This is a genomic window from Phenylobacterium sp. (assembly GCF_028290885.1).
In the GTDB taxonomy this organism is placed as follows: domain Bacteria; phylum Pseudomonadota; class Alphaproteobacteria; order Caulobacterales; family Caulobacteraceae; genus Phenylobacterium.
Genome location: NZ_JAQGIZ010000107.1, coordinates 1 through 16260 on the forward strand (window position 1 = coordinate 1; position 16260 = coordinate 16260).

Genomic DNA, 16260 nt, shown 5'->3' on the forward strand with positions numbered 1-16260 from the left:
CGGGTCAATGTTCGTTCCCACCCGCAGCGGACGCCGCACTCCGCCTAGGGCAAATCCTCCGACAAAATCGCCATCTCGAACATGAACGAGCCGTCGCCGTCCTCGTCCTCGAACACCACGCCGACGAACTCCTCGCCGACATAGACCTCGGCGGAATCCTTCTGCTTGGGCCTTGGGGTCAGCACGATGCGGGCGTTGGCGAAGGTGCCCCGCAGGTGGCCCTCGAGCTTTCGGATCATTCGTTCGTCCACGCCAACGCTCCTGAAGTCTAAAGGCGGCGCGAACCTAGCCGTTCGCGACGGTTCCGAAAACCTCAGATAACGTAGTCGTAGACCGCTTCGGCCAGCGTGTGGTCCATGCTCTTGGCTGGTTCGTCGCAGGTCGGGCAGTTGACCAGCCGTGCGGGCACGCCCGCGGCCGTGCAGCCGGCGGGCACCGGCTTCAGCACCACCGAGCCCGACGCGATCTTGGCGTAGTCGCCGATCGTGATGTTGCCCAGGACCTTGGCGCCCGCGCCCAGCAGTACGCCCTTGCCGATCTTCGGATGGCGGTCGCCGCGTTCGGCGCCCGTGCCGCCCAGCGTCACGCCCTGCAGCATGGAGACGTCGTCGCCGATCACCGCCGTCTCGCCGATCACGATGCCGGTGCCATGATCGATGAAGACTCCCCGCCCGATGCGGGTCGCCGGATTGATGTCCACCTGGAAGAGCTCGCTCATCCGGCTCTGCAGATAGAACGCCAGCGTCTCGCGCCCCTCGTTCCACAGCCAGTGCGCCACGCGATGGGTCTGCAGCGCCAGGAAGCCCTTGAAGAACAGGAACGGCTGGACATAGCCCTTGCAGGCCGGATCGCGCTCGAACACCGCCTTGAGGTCGGCTTCGGCGATATCCACGAGGTCGGGATCGCTCGCGTAGGCCTCTTCGGCGATCTCCCGGATGCTCATGCCGCGCAATTCTTGATCGCCGAGCTTGCGGGCCAACTGATAGGAGAGCGCCGCGCCGAGGCTCTTGTGGTTCAGGATTACGGCGGCCAGCAGGCTCGCGAGCGCGGCCTCGTTCTGGGCCGCGGCCTGCGCCTCGTTGCGGAGCGCCGCCCAGACCGGCGGCGCAGTGGTTGAATCGACGACTTCCAGGCGCTGCTGGCTCATCAGTTCCTCCCGCCCCATGAGGCGTCTCCCCTATCCTAGCATGGCGTGTGCAAGCGCGCCCGGCAAAGACCCTTCCTGCGCCATATGGTAGCCCCTGAGCAGCATCGCCACTGTCAGCATGTCGGGAAGATATCCGGCCATGGCGGCGTCCAGCGCCTCGCGGAACGGGACCCGCGCCAGCGCGAGCGCCTCGGTGTCGTCGGCCCGGTGACTGCCTGAGGCTTCGGACAGGCCCAGCGCCAGGTAGCCGATCATCCGCTCGTCGGTCACCGAGTTGGAGAGCTCCGTGCGCAGAATCTCCCTCCATTCGGCCGCCGCCAGCCCGGTCTCTTCGGCCAGCTCCCGCCGGGCGCCCTCCAGCGGATCCTCGTCCAGCGGCGACCCGCCCTCCGGCAGTTCCCAGCTGTAGTCACCGAGGGGGAACCGGTGCTGGCCGACCAGGGTCACGGTCCCGTCCTCGTGGATCGGCAGGATCGCGATCGCCAGGTTCTTGAAGCGCACCAGTCCGTATCGCGCGGGCTTGCCGGTGGGCGCGGTCGCCGTCTGGTCGGTCACCCGCAGCCAGCCGCTTTCGAAGACGACCCGCTCGTCGCCGGAGGTCCAGGGCGTCCCGTGCGGGCGCAGCCAGGCGGGTTTCTGCGGCATGGGTCCTGGGCTCGCCTTGCGATGCGCGCTGGCGCACCCATAAAGGAGCCACCCTATCGCTTTTCTTAAGCACGCTTCTCAACCGCCAATCTCAGCCCCCCTTTGAATCGCCCCCTTGAACTGCCATGAGGCGCCCGTGACCGTCGCCCTGCCGCCTCCCCCGCAATTCGGCGCCCCCATCGAGGTGAAGCCCACGCCCGAGGTGCTGGCCTTCCTCGCCACCCGCCGGTCGACCTCGGCGGTGACGCTCACCGCGCCGGCGCCCAGCCCCGAGGAAATCGCCATCCTGCTGCGCCTCGCCACGCGCGTGCCCGATCACGGCAAGCTCGCGCCCTGGCGGTTCGTGATCCTGGACGGCGAGGCCAAGGCCCGCTTCGCCGCCCGGCTGGAGGCGCTGGCGCAGGCCAGGGGCGACCAGACGGCGGCGGCCAAGCTCGCCAAGCTGAAGATCCCGCCGCTGGCCATCGCCGTGATCTCCGCGCCGCGCGACGGCCCCATCCCCGAGTGGGAACAGCGCCTCTCCGCCGGCGCGGTCTGCACCACCCTGCTCTACGCGGCGCTCGCCATGGGCTATGGCGCGAACTGGATCACCGACTGGTACGCCTATGACGCCGAAGCCAACGCCATCCTTGGCCTGAGCCAGGAAAAGGACGGCGCGGAGAAGGAAAAGGTTGCGGGGTTTATCCTGCTGGGCACGCCCCGCGAGCCGCCCCTGGAGCGCGAGCGGCCCGACCCCGCGGCTCCCGTCAGCCGTTGGCGCGACGCCGGCTAAGGCCTAGAAAACACAACGGCCGGACGGCGCAAGCGCCGTCCGGCCTGAGGTGACACGCCCGAGGAGAGTTGGGCCTAGTTGGTATAGGCCGAATTAACCCTTTTGCAAAGCCCGAACAGGCTGCGCCGCGCCGGGCCCGGTAGCCGGCCCAAAGCAGCCTGGCCGTTCAGCCGAGTAATCGGTAAACTCGAAACCGACATTCGGAGAACAGGTTTGCTGACTGCGGAGGTCAGCCGCGTCCGCGATAGGGCGCCACGCCTTGATCCGGCAGCCAGAGGCCTTCGGGCGGCGGGCCGCTTTGCCAGAACACATCTATCGGGATGCCGCCGCGCGGAAACCAGTAGCCGCCGATGCGCAGCCAGCGCGGCTCGGCCACCGCGACGATCCGCCGGCCGATCGCCACCGTGCAGTCCTCGTGGAACGCCCCGTGGTCGCGGAACGAGCCCAGGTAGAGCTTCAGCGACTTGGACTCGATCAGCCAGTCGCCCGGCGCGTAGTCGATGACCAGATGCGCGAAGTCCGGCTGGCCGGTCACCGGGCAGAGCGAGGTGAACTCCGGCGCCGTGAACCGCGCGAGGTAGAGCGTGTCCGCCTGCGGATTGGGCACGCGCTCCAGCACGGCCTCGTCGGGACTTGCGAAACCGCGGACCTCGCGGCCGAGCTGGGTCAGTCGGGTTTCGTCCATGCGGGCGGCTTTAGCTCCGGCGGCGACAGCCCGCAACCGAGACAGCCGCCCCCCTTGCCGCTATCAAACCTGCAAACAGGAGGAGGCGGCCATGGCCGGCGGCGGTTTCGAAGACTTCGTGGTGGTGGTGACCGGCGCCTCGACGGGCCTTGGTCGCGCTATCGCCGTGGAGACGGCGCGCCAGGGAGCCGAGGCGGTGGTGGTCAATTACGCCAGGAGCGCCGCCGAGGCCGAGGAGACCGCCCGCCTGGTGGAGGCCGAGGGCGCCAAGGCCGTGCTCGTCCAAGGCGACGTCGCCTCCGACGTCGACTGCAAGAAGATCGCCGCCGCCGCGCAGACCTTCGGCCGCATCGACGCCCTGTTCAACAACGCCGGGATCACCCGCTTCGCCAATCACGCCGATATGGACGCGGTCTCGGCCCAGGATTTCCTCGACCTCTATGCGGTCAACGTCGTGGGCGCCTTCCAGATGGTCCGCGCCTGCCGCGCCCTGCTGGAGGCGGCCCCGCAGCCGGGGGCGGTGGTCAACACCGCCTCCATCGCCGGCGTCACCGGCATCGGCTCCTCGGTGCCCTACGCCGCCTCCAAGGGCGCGCTGACCACCATGACCCTGTCGCTGGCCCGGGCGCTGGCGCCCAGGATCCGCGTCAACGCCGTCTGCCCGGGGTTCATCGACACGCCCTGGTTCGGCAAGGGACTCCCGGAGGCGGCCGTCGACCGCATCCGCGCCAACGCCGCGGCCGGGACGCCGCTCAAGGTCGCATCGACGCCCGAGGATATCGCCGCGGCGACCGTATTCCTCGCCTCGCGCGCATCCCGCCACGTCACCGGCGAGACCCTGCTGGTCGACGCCGGCTCTCACCTCGGCTACGCCGCCCTGGTCGCCCGGTAGAGCCGCCAGGCCTTTACATCTTGCCGGTGTCCGGGGGCGCCTAAAAGTACGGCGCCGAAGCCCTCTAACGCCCAAGCATTGATCAGCTCCGCCAAGCACAGCCTTACCGAGGGTGCGAACATTGATCTGTGGAGGTGGGCCGCAACCATGGCCGCGCACGGTCGGCTGGGATGCGCCCCGGACAAACGAGGCCGGCGATAAGGGGATAGACCATGAACACCACAAAATTCGCATGCCTGACGAGTGTGGCGTCGCTGGTTCTTGCGACCGCAGGCGCTGCTCGCGCCGAGGACCAGCCGGCCGCCGCGCCGGCCGGTCCCACCGCGCTCTCGACGCCGGCGATGTCGTCGTCGCTGTCGGCGAACGCCGATCCGATCAGCGTCGACACCGGCCCGTTCGGCAAGATCTACTTCAGCGGCCAGTTCACCGGGCTTGGGACTTGGCAGAACAACGCCGTCCTGGGCAACAACGAGAAGGGCAAGGCTGACTTCAGCAATGCCCAGATCGAGATCCAGAAAACCGACGGGGTGGTGCAGTTCTACGTCCAGGCCGGGGCCTACAACTTCCCCTCGCTGGGCTCGGCCTACGTGTCCTCCGGCCGCCTGACCGACGAGACCTTCAAGCTCGTGCCGGTGGCCTTCCTGAAGATCGTGCCCAACGCCAACTTCAACATCATGATCGGCAAGCTGCCGACCCTGATCGGGGCCGAGTACACCTTCACCTTCCAGAACCTGAACATCGCCCGCGGCCTGCTGTGGAACCAGGAGCCGGCGATCAGCCGCGGGGTGCAGGTCAACTACACCAACGGTCCGCTCACCGTCTCGGGCTCGTGGAACGACGGCTACTATTCCGACCACTACACCAGCGGCTCGGGCCTGATCTCCTATGTGCTCAACCCGAAGGACACGGTGGCCTTCGCCGCCTCGGGCAACTTCGACAAGACCTCGACCTCGCGCTTCGTCACCCCGCTCGCCCAGAACAACGGCAGCATCTACAACCTGCTGTGGACCCACACCGACGGGGCGTGGGTGATCAACCCCTACCTGCAATACTCCACCACGCCGAAGGACCTCTCGCTCGGCCTGCCGGGCTCGGCCTCCACCTTCGGCGGCGCGGTGCTGGTGAAATACGCCTTCAACCCGATGTTCAACCTCGCCGGCCGCGCCGAGTACATCAGCTCATCCGGCTCCCAGGTCAGCCTGCTCTACGGCCCGAAGAGCAAGGCCTGGTCGCTGACCCTCACCCCCACCTGGCAGCTGAAGACCTTCTTCGTCAGAGGCGAGCTCTCCTACACCAAGCTCGACTCCGCCGCGCCGGGCGCCGGCTTCGGCACATCCGGCGACAAGACCGACCAGACCCGGGCGATGCTCGAGACCGGTTTCCTCTTCTAGCGAATTCGCGGGGACTGGCGCTTGGGACCTGCCCTCGCCGACCGCCAATCTTCGATGTGAAAAACATGCGAGGCGGGCCGGCGTGATGCGCCGGTCCGCTTCATATGCGAAGAAGCATCGATGGCGCACTCCTTGAAATGGATCGCAGCCGCGCTCGGCGCCGGCTTGGTCCTCCCCGGGCCTGCTTGGGCGCAAGAGGCGAAGCCGCTCAGTGTCGTCTTCAACGTCGGCGCCGCCACCGATTACGTATTCCGCGGTCTTAGCCGGACCGACGGCGGCGCTGAGATCTATGGCGGCCTCGACACCACTCTCGGCGCGATAGGTTACGCTGGCCTATGGCTGTCGAACGTCGAGCTCGGGAACGGGAAAGAGGCGGAATACGACCTCTACGGTGGGGTAAGGCCAATCCTCGGCCCCGTGACTCTCGATCTCGGCTTCACCTACAACGGCTTTACTCACTCCCCCGCGGGGCGGCATGAGGACTATGTCGAGTGGAAGATCGCGCCGTCCATGCCGATCGGCCCGGCCACCGTCGGCCTCGCCTACTTCTATTCCGACGACTTCCTCGGCAAGACCGGCCCGGCGAACTATCTCGAACTCAATGCGTCGATGCCGATCGCCAGGACGCCATTCTCGGTCAGCGGCGCACTGGGCCACCAGCAGGTCAAGGGGCCGCTGGACTACTCCACCTGGAACCTCGGCGTGGGATACGCCCTGAACAGCCACATCGGCTTCGACCTGCGCTACTGGGACACCGACGAGCACAGCTTCGGAAGCATCTACAAGAGCAAGGTCGTCCTGGGCGTGAAGGCTACCTTCCCTTAAGCATCCGGCGCTATCTGGAGAGCCGCCGCCTGCACAGCGGCGGTTTTTCATTTGGGCCACAGTCGCCCCGTTTCTACGCTCCGCCGCCTCGTGGACGGCTACGGATCGGACGCGGGATGCTATAGGGATTGCGGGCGCGGCTGTTCCTGCGGGCTTCTTGGGTAGACGCTCGCACCTCCGGGCCTATGTTGGCGATTCGAAGAGCGAGCGGAGTGGGGCGCATGGAGCGGATGGCCTTTCGAGCCCAGACCATCGCCGCCGACGTGGTGCTTGCCGCCTTGGGGTTCGCGCTCGCCTTCCAGATCGCTTCCGCGGGCGGGCGCGGCCTCGACCTGGCCGGCATGCCGTCGCTGAGCCTCGTCCAGTTCATCGTGCTCTACGCGACGCTGGCCGGCGGCTTCACCATGCTGTTCCGCCGCGAGCTGTCGCCTTGGCGCTACGCCTCGATCCCGGACGCCATGGTGCTGGCCCGCATCGCGCTGCTGACCGTCGGCGTCTTCCTGCTCTGGGTCTTCGTCATCGACCGCGCCCGCGGCCTGCCGCGCTCCACCCTGTTCCTGGCGCCGATGTTCCAGATGGTCGGCTCCATGGGCGTGCGGATCCTCCGACGCGCCCTGCACGAGCATGCGCTCGACAGCTTTTCGCCGATGAAGACGGTCACCGACCGGATCACCCAGTCGCCGTCCCTGCTGCTGATCGGCCCGCCGCCGCTCGCCGACACCTACCTGCGCGACATCGCCCGCAGCCATGACCGCACCTACACCCCGGTCGGCATCGTCGGCACCGACCCGCGCGACGTGGGCCAGCAGGTGCGCGGCGTCTGCATCATCGAAAGCCTCGAGAATCTCGACGAGGCGCTGGCCGACCTGCGCCGCTGGAACCGCTACCCGCGCGCCATCCTGTTCCTCGAAGAGCCCGGGCGTCTCAAGGGCCTCACCGCCGACCAGCTCGGCCGGCTGAAGACCGACGGCATCCGCCTGCTGCGCCTGCCCTCGATCGTCGAGCTCGCCCAGCACGACGGCGTGACCCTGCTGCCCATGCGCGACATCAACATCGAGGAACTGCTGGCCCGCGAGCCCATCGAGCTCGACCGCGTCGCCATCGGCAACCTGATCCGCGGCCGCCGCGTGCTGGTCACCGGGGCCGGCGGCTCCATCGGCGCGGAGCTCTGTCGCCAGGTTTCGGCCTTCCGTTGCGCCCACCTGACCCTCCTCGACTTCTCCGAGACCTCCCTGTTCGAGATCGAGCGGGAGATGGCCGAGACCCATCCGCAGATGTCGCGCCAGGCGGTGCTCTGCGACGTCCGCAACGCCGCCCGCGTCTCCCACGCCTTCGCCGTCGAACGCCCCGACCTGGTCTTCCACGCTGCGGCGTTGAAGCACGTCTCCATGGTCGAGCAGCACCCCTGCGAGGGCGTGCTCACCAACGTCGTCGGCACCTGGAACGTGGCCGAGGCCTCCAAGGCCTGCGGGGCCGGCCAGATGGTGCTGATCTCCACCGACAAGGCGGTTGATCCGACCAACGTCATGGGCGCCACCAAGCGTCTGGCCGAGTCGGTCATCCAAGCGCAGCAGAACGGCGGCCAGGGCGCGCGCTTCTCCGCCGTGCGCTTCGGCAACGTCCTGGGCTCGGCCGGGTCCGTGGTGCCGATCTTCAAGTCGCAGATCGAGCGCGGCGGTCCGGTGACCGTGACCCATCCGGACATGGAGCGGTTCTTCATGACCATTCCGGAGGCGAGCCAGCTTGTCCTCCACGCCACCGCCACCTGCGCCGAGGGCGAAGGCCGCGACGCGCGCCTGTTCCTGCTGGAGATGGGCGAACCGGTGCGGATCATGGATCTCGCCCGTCAGATGATCGCGCTGTCCGGCCGCACGCCGGGCAAGGAGATCGAGATCGAGATCACCGGCCTGCGGCCCGGCGAAAAGCTCACCGAGGCCCTGCTCGACGAGACCGAGCGCTCCCTGCCCTGCGCCCCCAAGGTGCTGGAAGTGGTCTCGAACTCCCCGCTGCGGGTCTCAGCTGCTCATCTGGCCGAGTTGGAGGCCCTGGCCGACCGCGGCGACGTCGACGCCGTGCGCCGCGCTCTTTTCGACCTCGTCGCCCAGATCCGCGGCGAACGCCCGGGCGGGACCCCCAACCTGCGCGTCGTCGCCAACGGCTGACGCCTGCCTTTAGCCGAGCCGATGACTTCCCTGACCGATCCCGTGACGGCCGCTGAACTGCGGCGCGCCTTCCTCGCTCATCTCGACGGCGATCTTGCGGCGGCCGAGGCCGTCTATCGCCGCGCGCTCACCGATCCGGGCATGGCGCCGGCGGCCCACCGGCACCTGATCGGGCTCCTGGAGGCGCAGCATCGCTGGGAGGCGGCGGCGGACGAGTGCCGCGCGGCGCTGGTTCGCGAGCCGGGCCAGGCCGACCTCGAGACCAACCTGGCCACCCTCCTTCTCGGACTCGGCCGGTACGCCGAGGCCTGGCCGCTGCTCGAAGCCCGCGCGGCGCTTCGCACCGGCAGCGTGCGTCCTGACCTGCCCTATCCGGAGTGGGACGGCCGGCCCGTCCGCTCGCTGACAATCTGGGACGAGCAGGGTTTCGGAGATGCGATCCAGCACTCGCGTTTCATACCGGCCCTGGTCGCCCGCGGCATCGCGGTCACGCTGGTCGTGCGTCCCGAACTTTGCGCCCTCCTGTCCGGGCTGGGTGCGGCGGTGATCCCGGCGGAGGGCCGGCTTCGCGTCCCCCTCGCCGACGCCTGGACCATGATGGGGTCCGTCCCGGGCCGCCTCGGCGTCACCCTGGAAAGCCTCGCCGACGGCCAGCCTTACCTGGCGCCGGCGCCGGACCGCCGCGCGAAGTGGGCCGGCAGGATCGGGCCCGCGGCCCGCATCGGCGTCGTCGCCAGGGGCAAGGCCGTCCACGCCAACGATGCGCAACGCTCGCTGCCCTACGAAGGCGCGGACTTCCTGCACTCCTTGCCGGGCGCCGTGTCCCTCGAACCGGAGGGTCCCCTGCCGCTGGACGACTTCGCCGACACCGCGGCGGTCATCGAGCAGCTCGACCTGGTCATCGCCGTCGACACGGCGGTCGCGCATCTGGCCGGGGCCATCGGCAAGCCCTGCTGGGTGCTCCTGCCCTACCTGGGTCCCGATTGGCGCTGGCTCTACGACGGCCGCACGGACAGTCCGTGGTACCCCAGCCTGCGGATCTACCGGCAGCCCGCGCCGCGCGACTGGGCAAGCGTCCTGCGGGCGGTCGCCAAGGACCTTCCGGCCTTCTTCGGCCAGGCTTAAGGCCAGGGCTACTCGGCCGCGGCCATCGCCGGCTTGCGGGCCGGCGCGCCCAGCCGCTCCACCAGGGTCTCGAGCTCGGCCCACAGCGCCGCCGGCAGCCGCGCGCCGAAGCGCTCGTAGAAGGCCGGCACCAGGGCCGCCTCCTGGCGCCAGATGTCCGCGTCCACCGTCAGCAGCAGGTCGAGCTGGGCCTGGGTCAGGCCGAGGCCGGAGACGTCCAGGCTGCCCGGCGCCGGCAGGCGGCCGATGGCGGTGTCCACCGCCTCGGCGCGGCCTTCCAGCCGCTCGACGATCCACTTCAGCACCCGCGCGTTCTCGCCGTAGCCGGGCCAGACGAACTTGCCGCGCTCGTCCTTGCGGAACCAGTTCACGAAATAGATGCGGGGCAGCTTGGCGGGATCGGCCTTGGCGCCCAGGGCCAGCCAGTGGCCGAAATAGTCACCCATGTTGTAGCCGCAGAACGGCAGCATGGCGAAGGGATCGCGCCGCAGCTCGCCGATGGCGTTCTCCGCCGCCGCCGTGCCCTCGGAGGCCACGTTCGAGGCCATGAACACCCCGTGCGCCCAGTCGCGCGCCTCGTTGACCAGCGGCACCGCCGAGGCGCGGCGGCCGCCGAACAGGATCGCCGAAAGCGGAACCCCGGCCGGGTCCTCCCACTCCGACGCCACCACCGGGCACTGGTCGGCCGGGACCGTGAAGCGGGCGTTCGGATGCGCGGCGGGCGTGGCGCTCGCCGGCGTCCAGTCGGCGCCTTGCCAGTCGATGAGGTGCGCCGGCGTCTCGGCCGTCAGGCCTTCCCACCAGACGTCGCCGTCGTCGGTCAGGGCCACGTTGGTGAAGATGCAATTGGCGTGCAGGGCTGCGATCGCGTTCTTGTTGGTGTCTTCGCCCGTCCCCGGAGCCACGCCAAAGAAACCGGCCTCCGGGTTCACCGCATAGAGCCGGCCGTCGTCGCCGAACCGCATCCAGCAGATGTCGTCGCCGATCGTCTCGGCCTTCCAGCCGGCCAGGGTCGGCTGCAGCATGGCCATGTTGGTCTTGCCGCAGGCGCTGGGGAACGCGGCCGAGATGTAGCGCACCTCGCCCTGCGGCGACGTCAGCTTCAGGATCAGCATGTGCTCGGCCAGCCAGCCCTCGTCGCGAGCCATCACCGAGGCGATGCGCAGGGCGAAGCACTTCTTGCCCAACAGCGCATTGCCGCCGTAGCCGGAGCCGTAGGACCAGATCTCCCGCGTCTCAGGAAAGTGGACGATGTACTTGATATCGTTGCATGGCCAGGCGACGTCGGCCTGGCCCTCGGCCAGCGGCATGCCGACCGAGTGCACGGCCGGCACAAAAAAACCGTCCTCGCCGAGCTGGTCCAAGGCGGCCTGGCCCATCCGGGTCATGATCTTCATGGATACGGCCACATAGGCCGAATCGGTGATCTCCACGCCGATGGCGCTGATCTTCGAGCCGAGCGGCCCCATGCAGAACGGCACGACGTACATCGTGCGCCCGCGCATGGCGCCCTTGAACAGGTCCTTGAGGTCGGCCCGCATCTCCCCGGGCTCCAGCCAGTTGTTGGTGGGGCCGGCGTCTTCGGGCTTCTCGGAACAGATGAAGGTGCGGCTCTCGACGCGCGCCACGTCGCGCGGGTCGGAGGCGGCGTAGAAGGAGTTCGGGCGCTTGGCCGGGTTGAGCCGTTTCAGCGTTCCGGCCGCCACCAGCTCCTCGGTCAGCTGCGTCCACTCAGCCTCGGATCCGTCGCACCAGCGCACCCGGTCCGGCTCCGTCAGCGCGGCGATCTCGCGAACCCATTGCAACAGCTTCGCGTGTTTCGTCGGCGCGGGCTCGAGTCCCGGGACGATGCGTTGGCTCATACTCGGCGCTCCCTGGCCCCACTTACCGCCCGTCTTGATCGGGCGGAATCATCGCCCCGGCACGGTCAAATTTGAACAGTCTCTTAAATGCAGAACGCCTGCCTGCATACCGTGGGCCAGCAATTCAGGCTGGCCCGCGAAATCAACGCACAAGATGTTGTTTGGATCGGACGGTCGCCCTCCACCCACCCATCACTTTCCTGCGTTCGCTGCCGCCGCCGGGCGCCGTCCTTCAGGTCGCGCGCCGGCCACGCGCCGGTCTCCAGGAGCGGCGGATTTGAAGTTCCGGCCGTGCGGTGGCACAGCCATCCCGGACGGCGGCGGGAGTTTGCGACGGCATGGCGATCTTGGTCACGGGTTCGGCCGGTTTCATCGGCTTCCACCTCGCGCGCCGCCTGCTGGAGCGCGGCGATGCGGTCGTGGGCCTCGACGACCTGAACCCCTACTACGACCCGGCCCTGAAAGCCGCGCGGCTGGCGCTCCTCGAACAGCACCCCGCCTATCGTCACGCCAGGCTCGACCTCGCTGACCGTGACGGCGTCGCGGCCCTGTTCGCGGAGGTGAAGCCGGCAGCGGTCGTCAATCTCGCTGCCCAGGCGGGCGTCCGCTACAGCCTCGAGAGCCCCCGGACCTACGTGGACTCCAATGTCGTGGGCTTCCTCAACGTCCTGGAAGGCTGCCGCGCCACCCAGCCGAAACACCTGGTTTTCGCCTCGACCAGCTCGGTCTACGGCGCCAACGGCAAGCTGCCGTTCAACGTCCACGAGGGGGCGAACCACCCGATCACCCTCTACGCCGCGACCAAGCTCGCCAACGAAGCGATGGCGCACTCCTACGCCCACCTGTTCGGCGTCCCCGCCACGGGCTTCCGCTTCTTCACGGTCTACGGGCCGTGGGGACGGCCCGACATGGCGCTCTTCAAGTTCACCGAGGCGATCCTCGCCGGTCGGCCCATCGACGTCTACGGCGAGGGCCGGATGCAGCGCGACTTCACCTATGTCGCCGACATCGTCGAGGGCCTGGTGGCCGCCATCGACCGCCCGGCGCAGGTGAATCCCGCCTGGGATCCGCTGAGACCCGACCCCGCCACCAGTGGCGTCGCCCCCTGGCGCGTGCTCAACCTCGGCGCCGGCCAACGCGTCGAGTTGATGCGCTACATCCAGGTGCTGGAGGAGAAGCTGGGCCGCAAGGCCGAGCTCAACCTGCTCCCCATGCAGCCCGGCGACGTGGCCCGCACCGAGGCTGACGTCGAGGAAACCAAGGCCGCCCTGGGCTATGCGCCGTCCACGCCCGTCGAGGTGGGCGTAGGCAAGTTCGTGGACTGGTACCTGGACTACTACGGCCAAAAATCTTGAAACTTTCGGCATTGGGTGGCATTTTGCTACCGAGTGAGGAACAGCGCCATGCCCGCCACCAATCGCGCCTCGATCAAGCTCTCCAGCGACTTCGTCGAAGAAGCCCGCCGCGAGGCTGAAGTCCTGCACCGGTCCGTCGGCGCCCAGGTGGAGCATTGGGCCAAGCTCGGCAGGGCCTTCGAAAACACGCCGGGTTTCGACATCCGCAAGGTGCGCGGCGTCCTGGAAGGACGGCTGAAGATCGAGGACCTGACGGCTGCAGAGCAGGATAGGTTCTTCGAAGAGCTCGGCGACTACTTCGACAATCCCGATCAGAAGATGCGTGACTATTTTGCGGAGCTTGGCGCCCGTGAGGGTGCGGTTGGAAGTGATGGCAAAGGGGGCATTGTGCGTCGCACCGCGTCCGGCGATTGGGAAACGATCGCCTAGAGATGGAGGCGGGGCGCCCACCAGTCCTCCATATCCTCGCAGGACCGAACGGCGCCGGTAAGACCAGCCTTTATGAGGCTCAAATCCGCCGCCTGACCGATGCGGAGTTCGTCAATGCCGACCGATTGGCGTTCTCGACGCTAGGTCACCATGCCGTCACCCAGGCCGAAGCCGAGTTGGGCCAAAGATTGGCCAACGAACGGCGCGCAGAGCTTATGCGCACGCAACAAAGCCTCGTCACCGAGTCGACCTTTTCCCATCCATCGAAACTTGATCTCATCAGTGAAGCGAAGGCGGCCGGTTATCGGGTGACCGTCTACCACGTCAATGTCGAGAGCTCTGATCTCGCCGTCACAAGAGTGCGGGCGCGCCTCGGTCACGGCGGTCACCCAGTGCCGGAGGACCGGATCCGCGCCCGCTATCAGCGAAACCAATTGCTGATTCGTGAAGCGGTTCACCTCGCAGACCAAGCCTATGTCTTCGACAACAGTGTGGGCGGCGAGTGGCCACGCCGACTGATCGTCTTTGGCAACGGGCGCGTTCTGCGTGTCGCCCCACCCCTCCCCGCCTGGGCTCAAGCGCTCTACGGCCCCGACCTGACGGCCTAGCCGGGAACTCCGCCCTAGGTCCCTGGATTGTCCCGCCAAGCGAGCGACGGGAGACGGCGAGCCATGGCGGATGCGCAGAGCACGATGGAGGTCTGAGATGGCCGACGACGCAGGACGCCTGATCGGCAAGCCCGCTGTCCGCATCGACGGCCCCGCCAAGGTCACCGGCCAGGCCCGCTACCCCTCCGACGAACCGCTGCAGAACCCCGCCTACGCCTATCTGGTGACCAGCTCGATCTCCCGCGGCCGGGTGCGCGGCTTCGATCTCACTGCCGCCCGGGCGGCGCCCGGCGTGCTCGACATCCTCACCCACGAAAACGTCGGCGGCCAGGTCAAGTCCCCTCTGGGACCCGATGGCGGTCCCACCACGACCACGCTGGAGACCGACCGGATCTGGCACGACGGCCAGATCGTCGCCGTGGTCACCGCCGAGACCTTCGAGGCCGCCCGCGAGGCCGCCCACAAGGTGGTCATCGACTATGTCGCCGAGACCCCCAGCGCCAGCTTCGACAGCCCGGGCGCGGAGGCCCAGCCGCGCAAGACCGATGCGCAGCGCAAGGACCCGGCGATCGGCGACGCCGCCACAGCCTTCGCCGCGGCCGCGGTGAAGATCGACGCCCGCTATACGACCCCGACCCAGCACCACAACGCCCTGGAGCTGTTCACCACCACCTGCTTCTGGGACGGGCCGAAGCTCACCATCTACGAGCCCACCCAATCGATGTACGGCCTCAAGGCCGCGCTCGCCCGGCAGCTCAGCCTCGACCTGGCGAATGTGCGCACCGTGTCGCACTATGCCGGCGGCGGCTTCGGCTCCAAGGGCGCGCCGACCTCGCGCACCGCCTGGATCGCGCTGGCGGCCAGACGCCTGAAGCGGCCGGTCAAGCTGGTGCCGACCCGCGACCAGGGCTTCACCATCGCCACCTACCGCGCCGAGACGCGCCATCACCTGCAGCTTGGGGCGAGCCGCGACGGCAAGCTCACCGCCCTGATCCACGAGGGCTGGGAAGTCACTTCGCGGCCGTCCGGCTACAACGTCGCGGGCACGGCGACGACCTCAAGGATGTACGCCTGTCCGAACGTGGCCACCAAGGTCAACGTCGTCCACGCCGACCGCAATACGCCGGGCTACATGCGCGCCCCACCGGACACGCCCTACATGTTCGCGCTGGAGAGCGGCATGGACGAGCTCGCCTATGCGCTGGGCATGGACCCCATCGAGCTGAGGCGCATCAACGACACCCAGGTCGATCCCATCGACGGCCGGCCGTTCTCCAGCCGCTCGCTGATGAAATGCTTCGACCAGGCGGCGGCGAAGTTCGGCTGGGCCAGGCGCAACCCGACGCCGGGCTCCATGCGCGACGGCGACTGGCTGGTGGGCCTGGGCTGCGCCACGTCCTGCTATCCCTCGAACATCGGCCCGGGCGCGGCGCGCCTGTCGCTGACGCCCAACGGAAAGGCTGCCATCCAGCTCGCCGGCCACGAGATCGGCACCGGAGCCTACACGCTGCTGGCGATCATCGTCGCCGATCGCCTGGGCCTGAAGATCGCCGACGTGACCGTCCAGCTGGGCGACAGCAACCTGCCGCCGGTGCCGGGCGCCGGCGGCTCCAACAACGCCGCCTCGACCGGCAACGTGGCCGCCAAGGCCTGCGAGGAGGTGCGCGCCAAGCTGGCGCTGGCCGCCGTGCGGGCCAACGACGGGCCGTTCGCCGGCGCCGATCCCGCCACCCTGAAGCTCGCCGGCGGTGCGCTGGTGGGCCCTGGCGGGCAAAGGGAGCCGCTCGAGAAGGCGGTCGGCCGCGTGGCCGGCGCGCTCGAGGTGTATGTGGAGAACGTCCCCCAGGGCCTGCCGCCCGACGCCGCGGCCGGTCTCTACCAGGGCAAGATGACCATGGCCCGCGGGACCGGCCGCAACGACGTCACCGCCTTCGCCTTCGGCGCCCAGTTCGTCGAGGTCCGCATCCACCAGCGCACCCGGGAAATCCGCACGCCCCGCGTGGTCAGCGCGTTTGCCGCCGGCACGATCGTCAATCCGCTGACCGCCTACAGCCAGTTCATGGGCGGGGCGATCTGGGGCCTGTCATCGGCCCTGCACGAAGCGACCGAGATCGACCTGCCTACGGCTCGCTACGTCAACACCAACTTCGCCGACTACATGGTCCCGGTGAACGCCGACGTGGGCCAGGTGGACATGATCCTGGTCCCCGAGGAGGACACGCGGGTCAATCCGCTGGGGATCAAGGGCATCGGCGAGATCGGCATCGTCGGCATGAACGCCGCCGTGGCCAACGCCGTCTTCCACGCCACCGGCAAGCGCATCCGCGACCTGCCGATCCGGATCGAAAAACTGCTCTGATCA

At 68.5% G+C, this 16260-nt stretch carries 15 protein-coding genes; 10 read left to right on the forward strand and 5 right to left on the reverse strand.

Features of this window, described 5'->3' with window-relative positions; all coding sequences use genetic code 11:
* Window positions 1-44: 44 nt before the first annotated feature.
* The 3 genes from JWP28_RS07480 to JWP28_RS07490 form a co-directional block, all read right to left on the reverse strand.
* Window positions 45-251: a DUF3126 family protein gene (locus tag JWP28_RS07480; protein ID WP_299541069.1), complete on the reverse strand. Its 207-nt coding sequence runs from the start codon at window positions 249-251 to the stop codon at window positions 45-47.
* 62 nt (window positions 252-313) lie between these two features.
* Window positions 314-1147, reverse strand: a complete 834-nt coding sequence (cysE, locus tag JWP28_RS07485) for a serine O-acetyltransferase (RefSeq protein ID WP_299541655.1) — start codon at window positions 1145-1147, stop codon at window positions 314-316.
* A gap of 30 nt (window positions 1148-1177) precedes the next feature.
* Entirely contained in the window at window positions 1178-1792 is a 615-nt protein-coding gene (locus tag JWP28_RS07490; RefSeq protein ID WP_299541657.1) for an NUDIX hydrolase, read from the reverse strand.
* 136 nt (window positions 1793-1928) lie between these two features.
* Between JWP28_RS07490 and JWP28_RS07495 the strand changes: the two genes are divergently transcribed.
* Entirely contained in the window at window positions 1929-2564 is a 636-nt protein-coding gene (locus JWP28_RS07495) for a nitroreductase (protein WP_299541659.1), read from the forward strand.
* Between the two features lie 229 nt (window positions 2565-2793).
* Here JWP28_RS07495 and queF read toward each other — a convergent pair whose 3' ends face one another.
* On the reverse strand, window positions 2794-3249 hold the full coding sequence (gene queF, locus JWP28_RS07500; RefSeq protein ID WP_299541661.1) for a preQ(1) synthase: 456 nt from the start codon (window positions 3247-3249) through the stop codon (window positions 2794-2796).
* A gap of 91 nt (window positions 3250-3340) precedes the next feature.
* Between queF and JWP28_RS07505 the strand changes: the two genes are divergently transcribed.
* The 5 genes from JWP28_RS07505 (at window position 3341) to JWP28_RS07525 (ending at window position 9644) form a co-directional block, all read left to right on the forward strand.
* The gene (locus tag JWP28_RS07505) at window positions 3341-4141 is read left to right on the forward strand and encodes an SDR family NAD(P)-dependent oxidoreductase (RefSeq protein WP_299541663.1); all 801 of its coding nucleotides are present in this window, start codon (window positions 3341-3343) and stop codon (window positions 4139-4141) included.
* Window positions 4142-4353: 212 nt separating this feature from the next.
* Window positions 4354-5532: an outer membrane beta-barrel protein gene (locus JWP28_RS07510; RefSeq protein WP_299541665.1), complete on the forward strand. Its 1179-nt coding sequence runs from the start codon at window positions 4354-4356 to the stop codon at window positions 5530-5532.
* Window positions 5533-5664: 132 nt separating this feature from the next.
* Window positions 5665-6357: a TorF family putative porin gene (locus tag JWP28_RS07515; protein ID WP_299541667.1), complete on the forward strand. Its 693-nt coding sequence runs from the start codon at window positions 5665-5667 to the stop codon at window positions 6355-6357.
* Window positions 6358-6587: 230 nt separating this feature from the next.
* Window positions 6588-8519, forward strand: coding sequence for a nucleoside-diphosphate sugar epimerase/dehydratase (locus tag JWP28_RS07520; protein WP_299541669.1), 1932 nt, complete (start codon window positions 6588-6590; stop codon window positions 8517-8519).
* Window positions 8520-8540: 21 nt separating this feature from the next.
* Entirely contained in the window at window positions 8541-9644 is a 1104-nt protein-coding gene (locus JWP28_RS07525) for a hypothetical protein (protein WP_299541671.1), read from the forward strand.
* Between the two features lie 8 nt (window positions 9645-9652).
* Here the strand turns inward: JWP28_RS07525 and JWP28_RS07530 are convergent, their stop codons facing one another.
* On the reverse strand, window positions 9653-11506 hold the full coding sequence (locus JWP28_RS07530) for a phosphoenolpyruvate carboxykinase (GTP) (protein WP_299541673.1): 1854 nt from the start codon (window positions 11504-11506) through the stop codon (window positions 9653-9655).
* A gap of 338 nt (window positions 11507-11844) precedes the next feature.
* Between JWP28_RS07530 and JWP28_RS07535 the strand changes: the two genes are divergently transcribed.
* The 4 genes from JWP28_RS07535 to JWP28_RS07550 all read left to right on the forward strand — a co-directional run bounded on the left by JWP28_RS07535 (window position 11845) and on the right by JWP28_RS07550 (window position 16257).
* A complete protein-coding gene (locus tag JWP28_RS07535; protein WP_299541675.1) occupies window positions 11845-12861 on the forward strand; it encodes an NAD-dependent epimerase in 1017 nt (338 codons plus the stop codon).
* Between the two features lie 48 nt (window positions 12862-12909).
* Window positions 12910-13290: a hypothetical protein gene (locus JWP28_RS07540; RefSeq protein WP_299541677.1), complete on the forward strand. Its 381-nt coding sequence runs from the start codon at window positions 12910-12912 to the stop codon at window positions 13288-13290.
* A 2-nt stretch (window positions 13291-13292) separates the two neighbouring features.
* Complete coding sequence (locus JWP28_RS07545) at window positions 13293-13898, forward strand: zeta toxin family protein (RefSeq protein WP_299541679.1); 606 nt, start codon at window positions 13293-13295, stop codon at window positions 13896-13898.
* A 97-nt stretch (window positions 13899-13995) separates the two neighbouring features.
* Window positions 13996-16257: a xanthine dehydrogenase family protein molybdopterin-binding subunit gene (locus JWP28_RS07550; RefSeq protein WP_299541681.1), complete on the forward strand. Its 2262-nt coding sequence runs from the start codon at window positions 13996-13998 to the stop codon at window positions 16255-16257.
* Window positions 16258-16260: the final 3 nt, after the last annotated feature.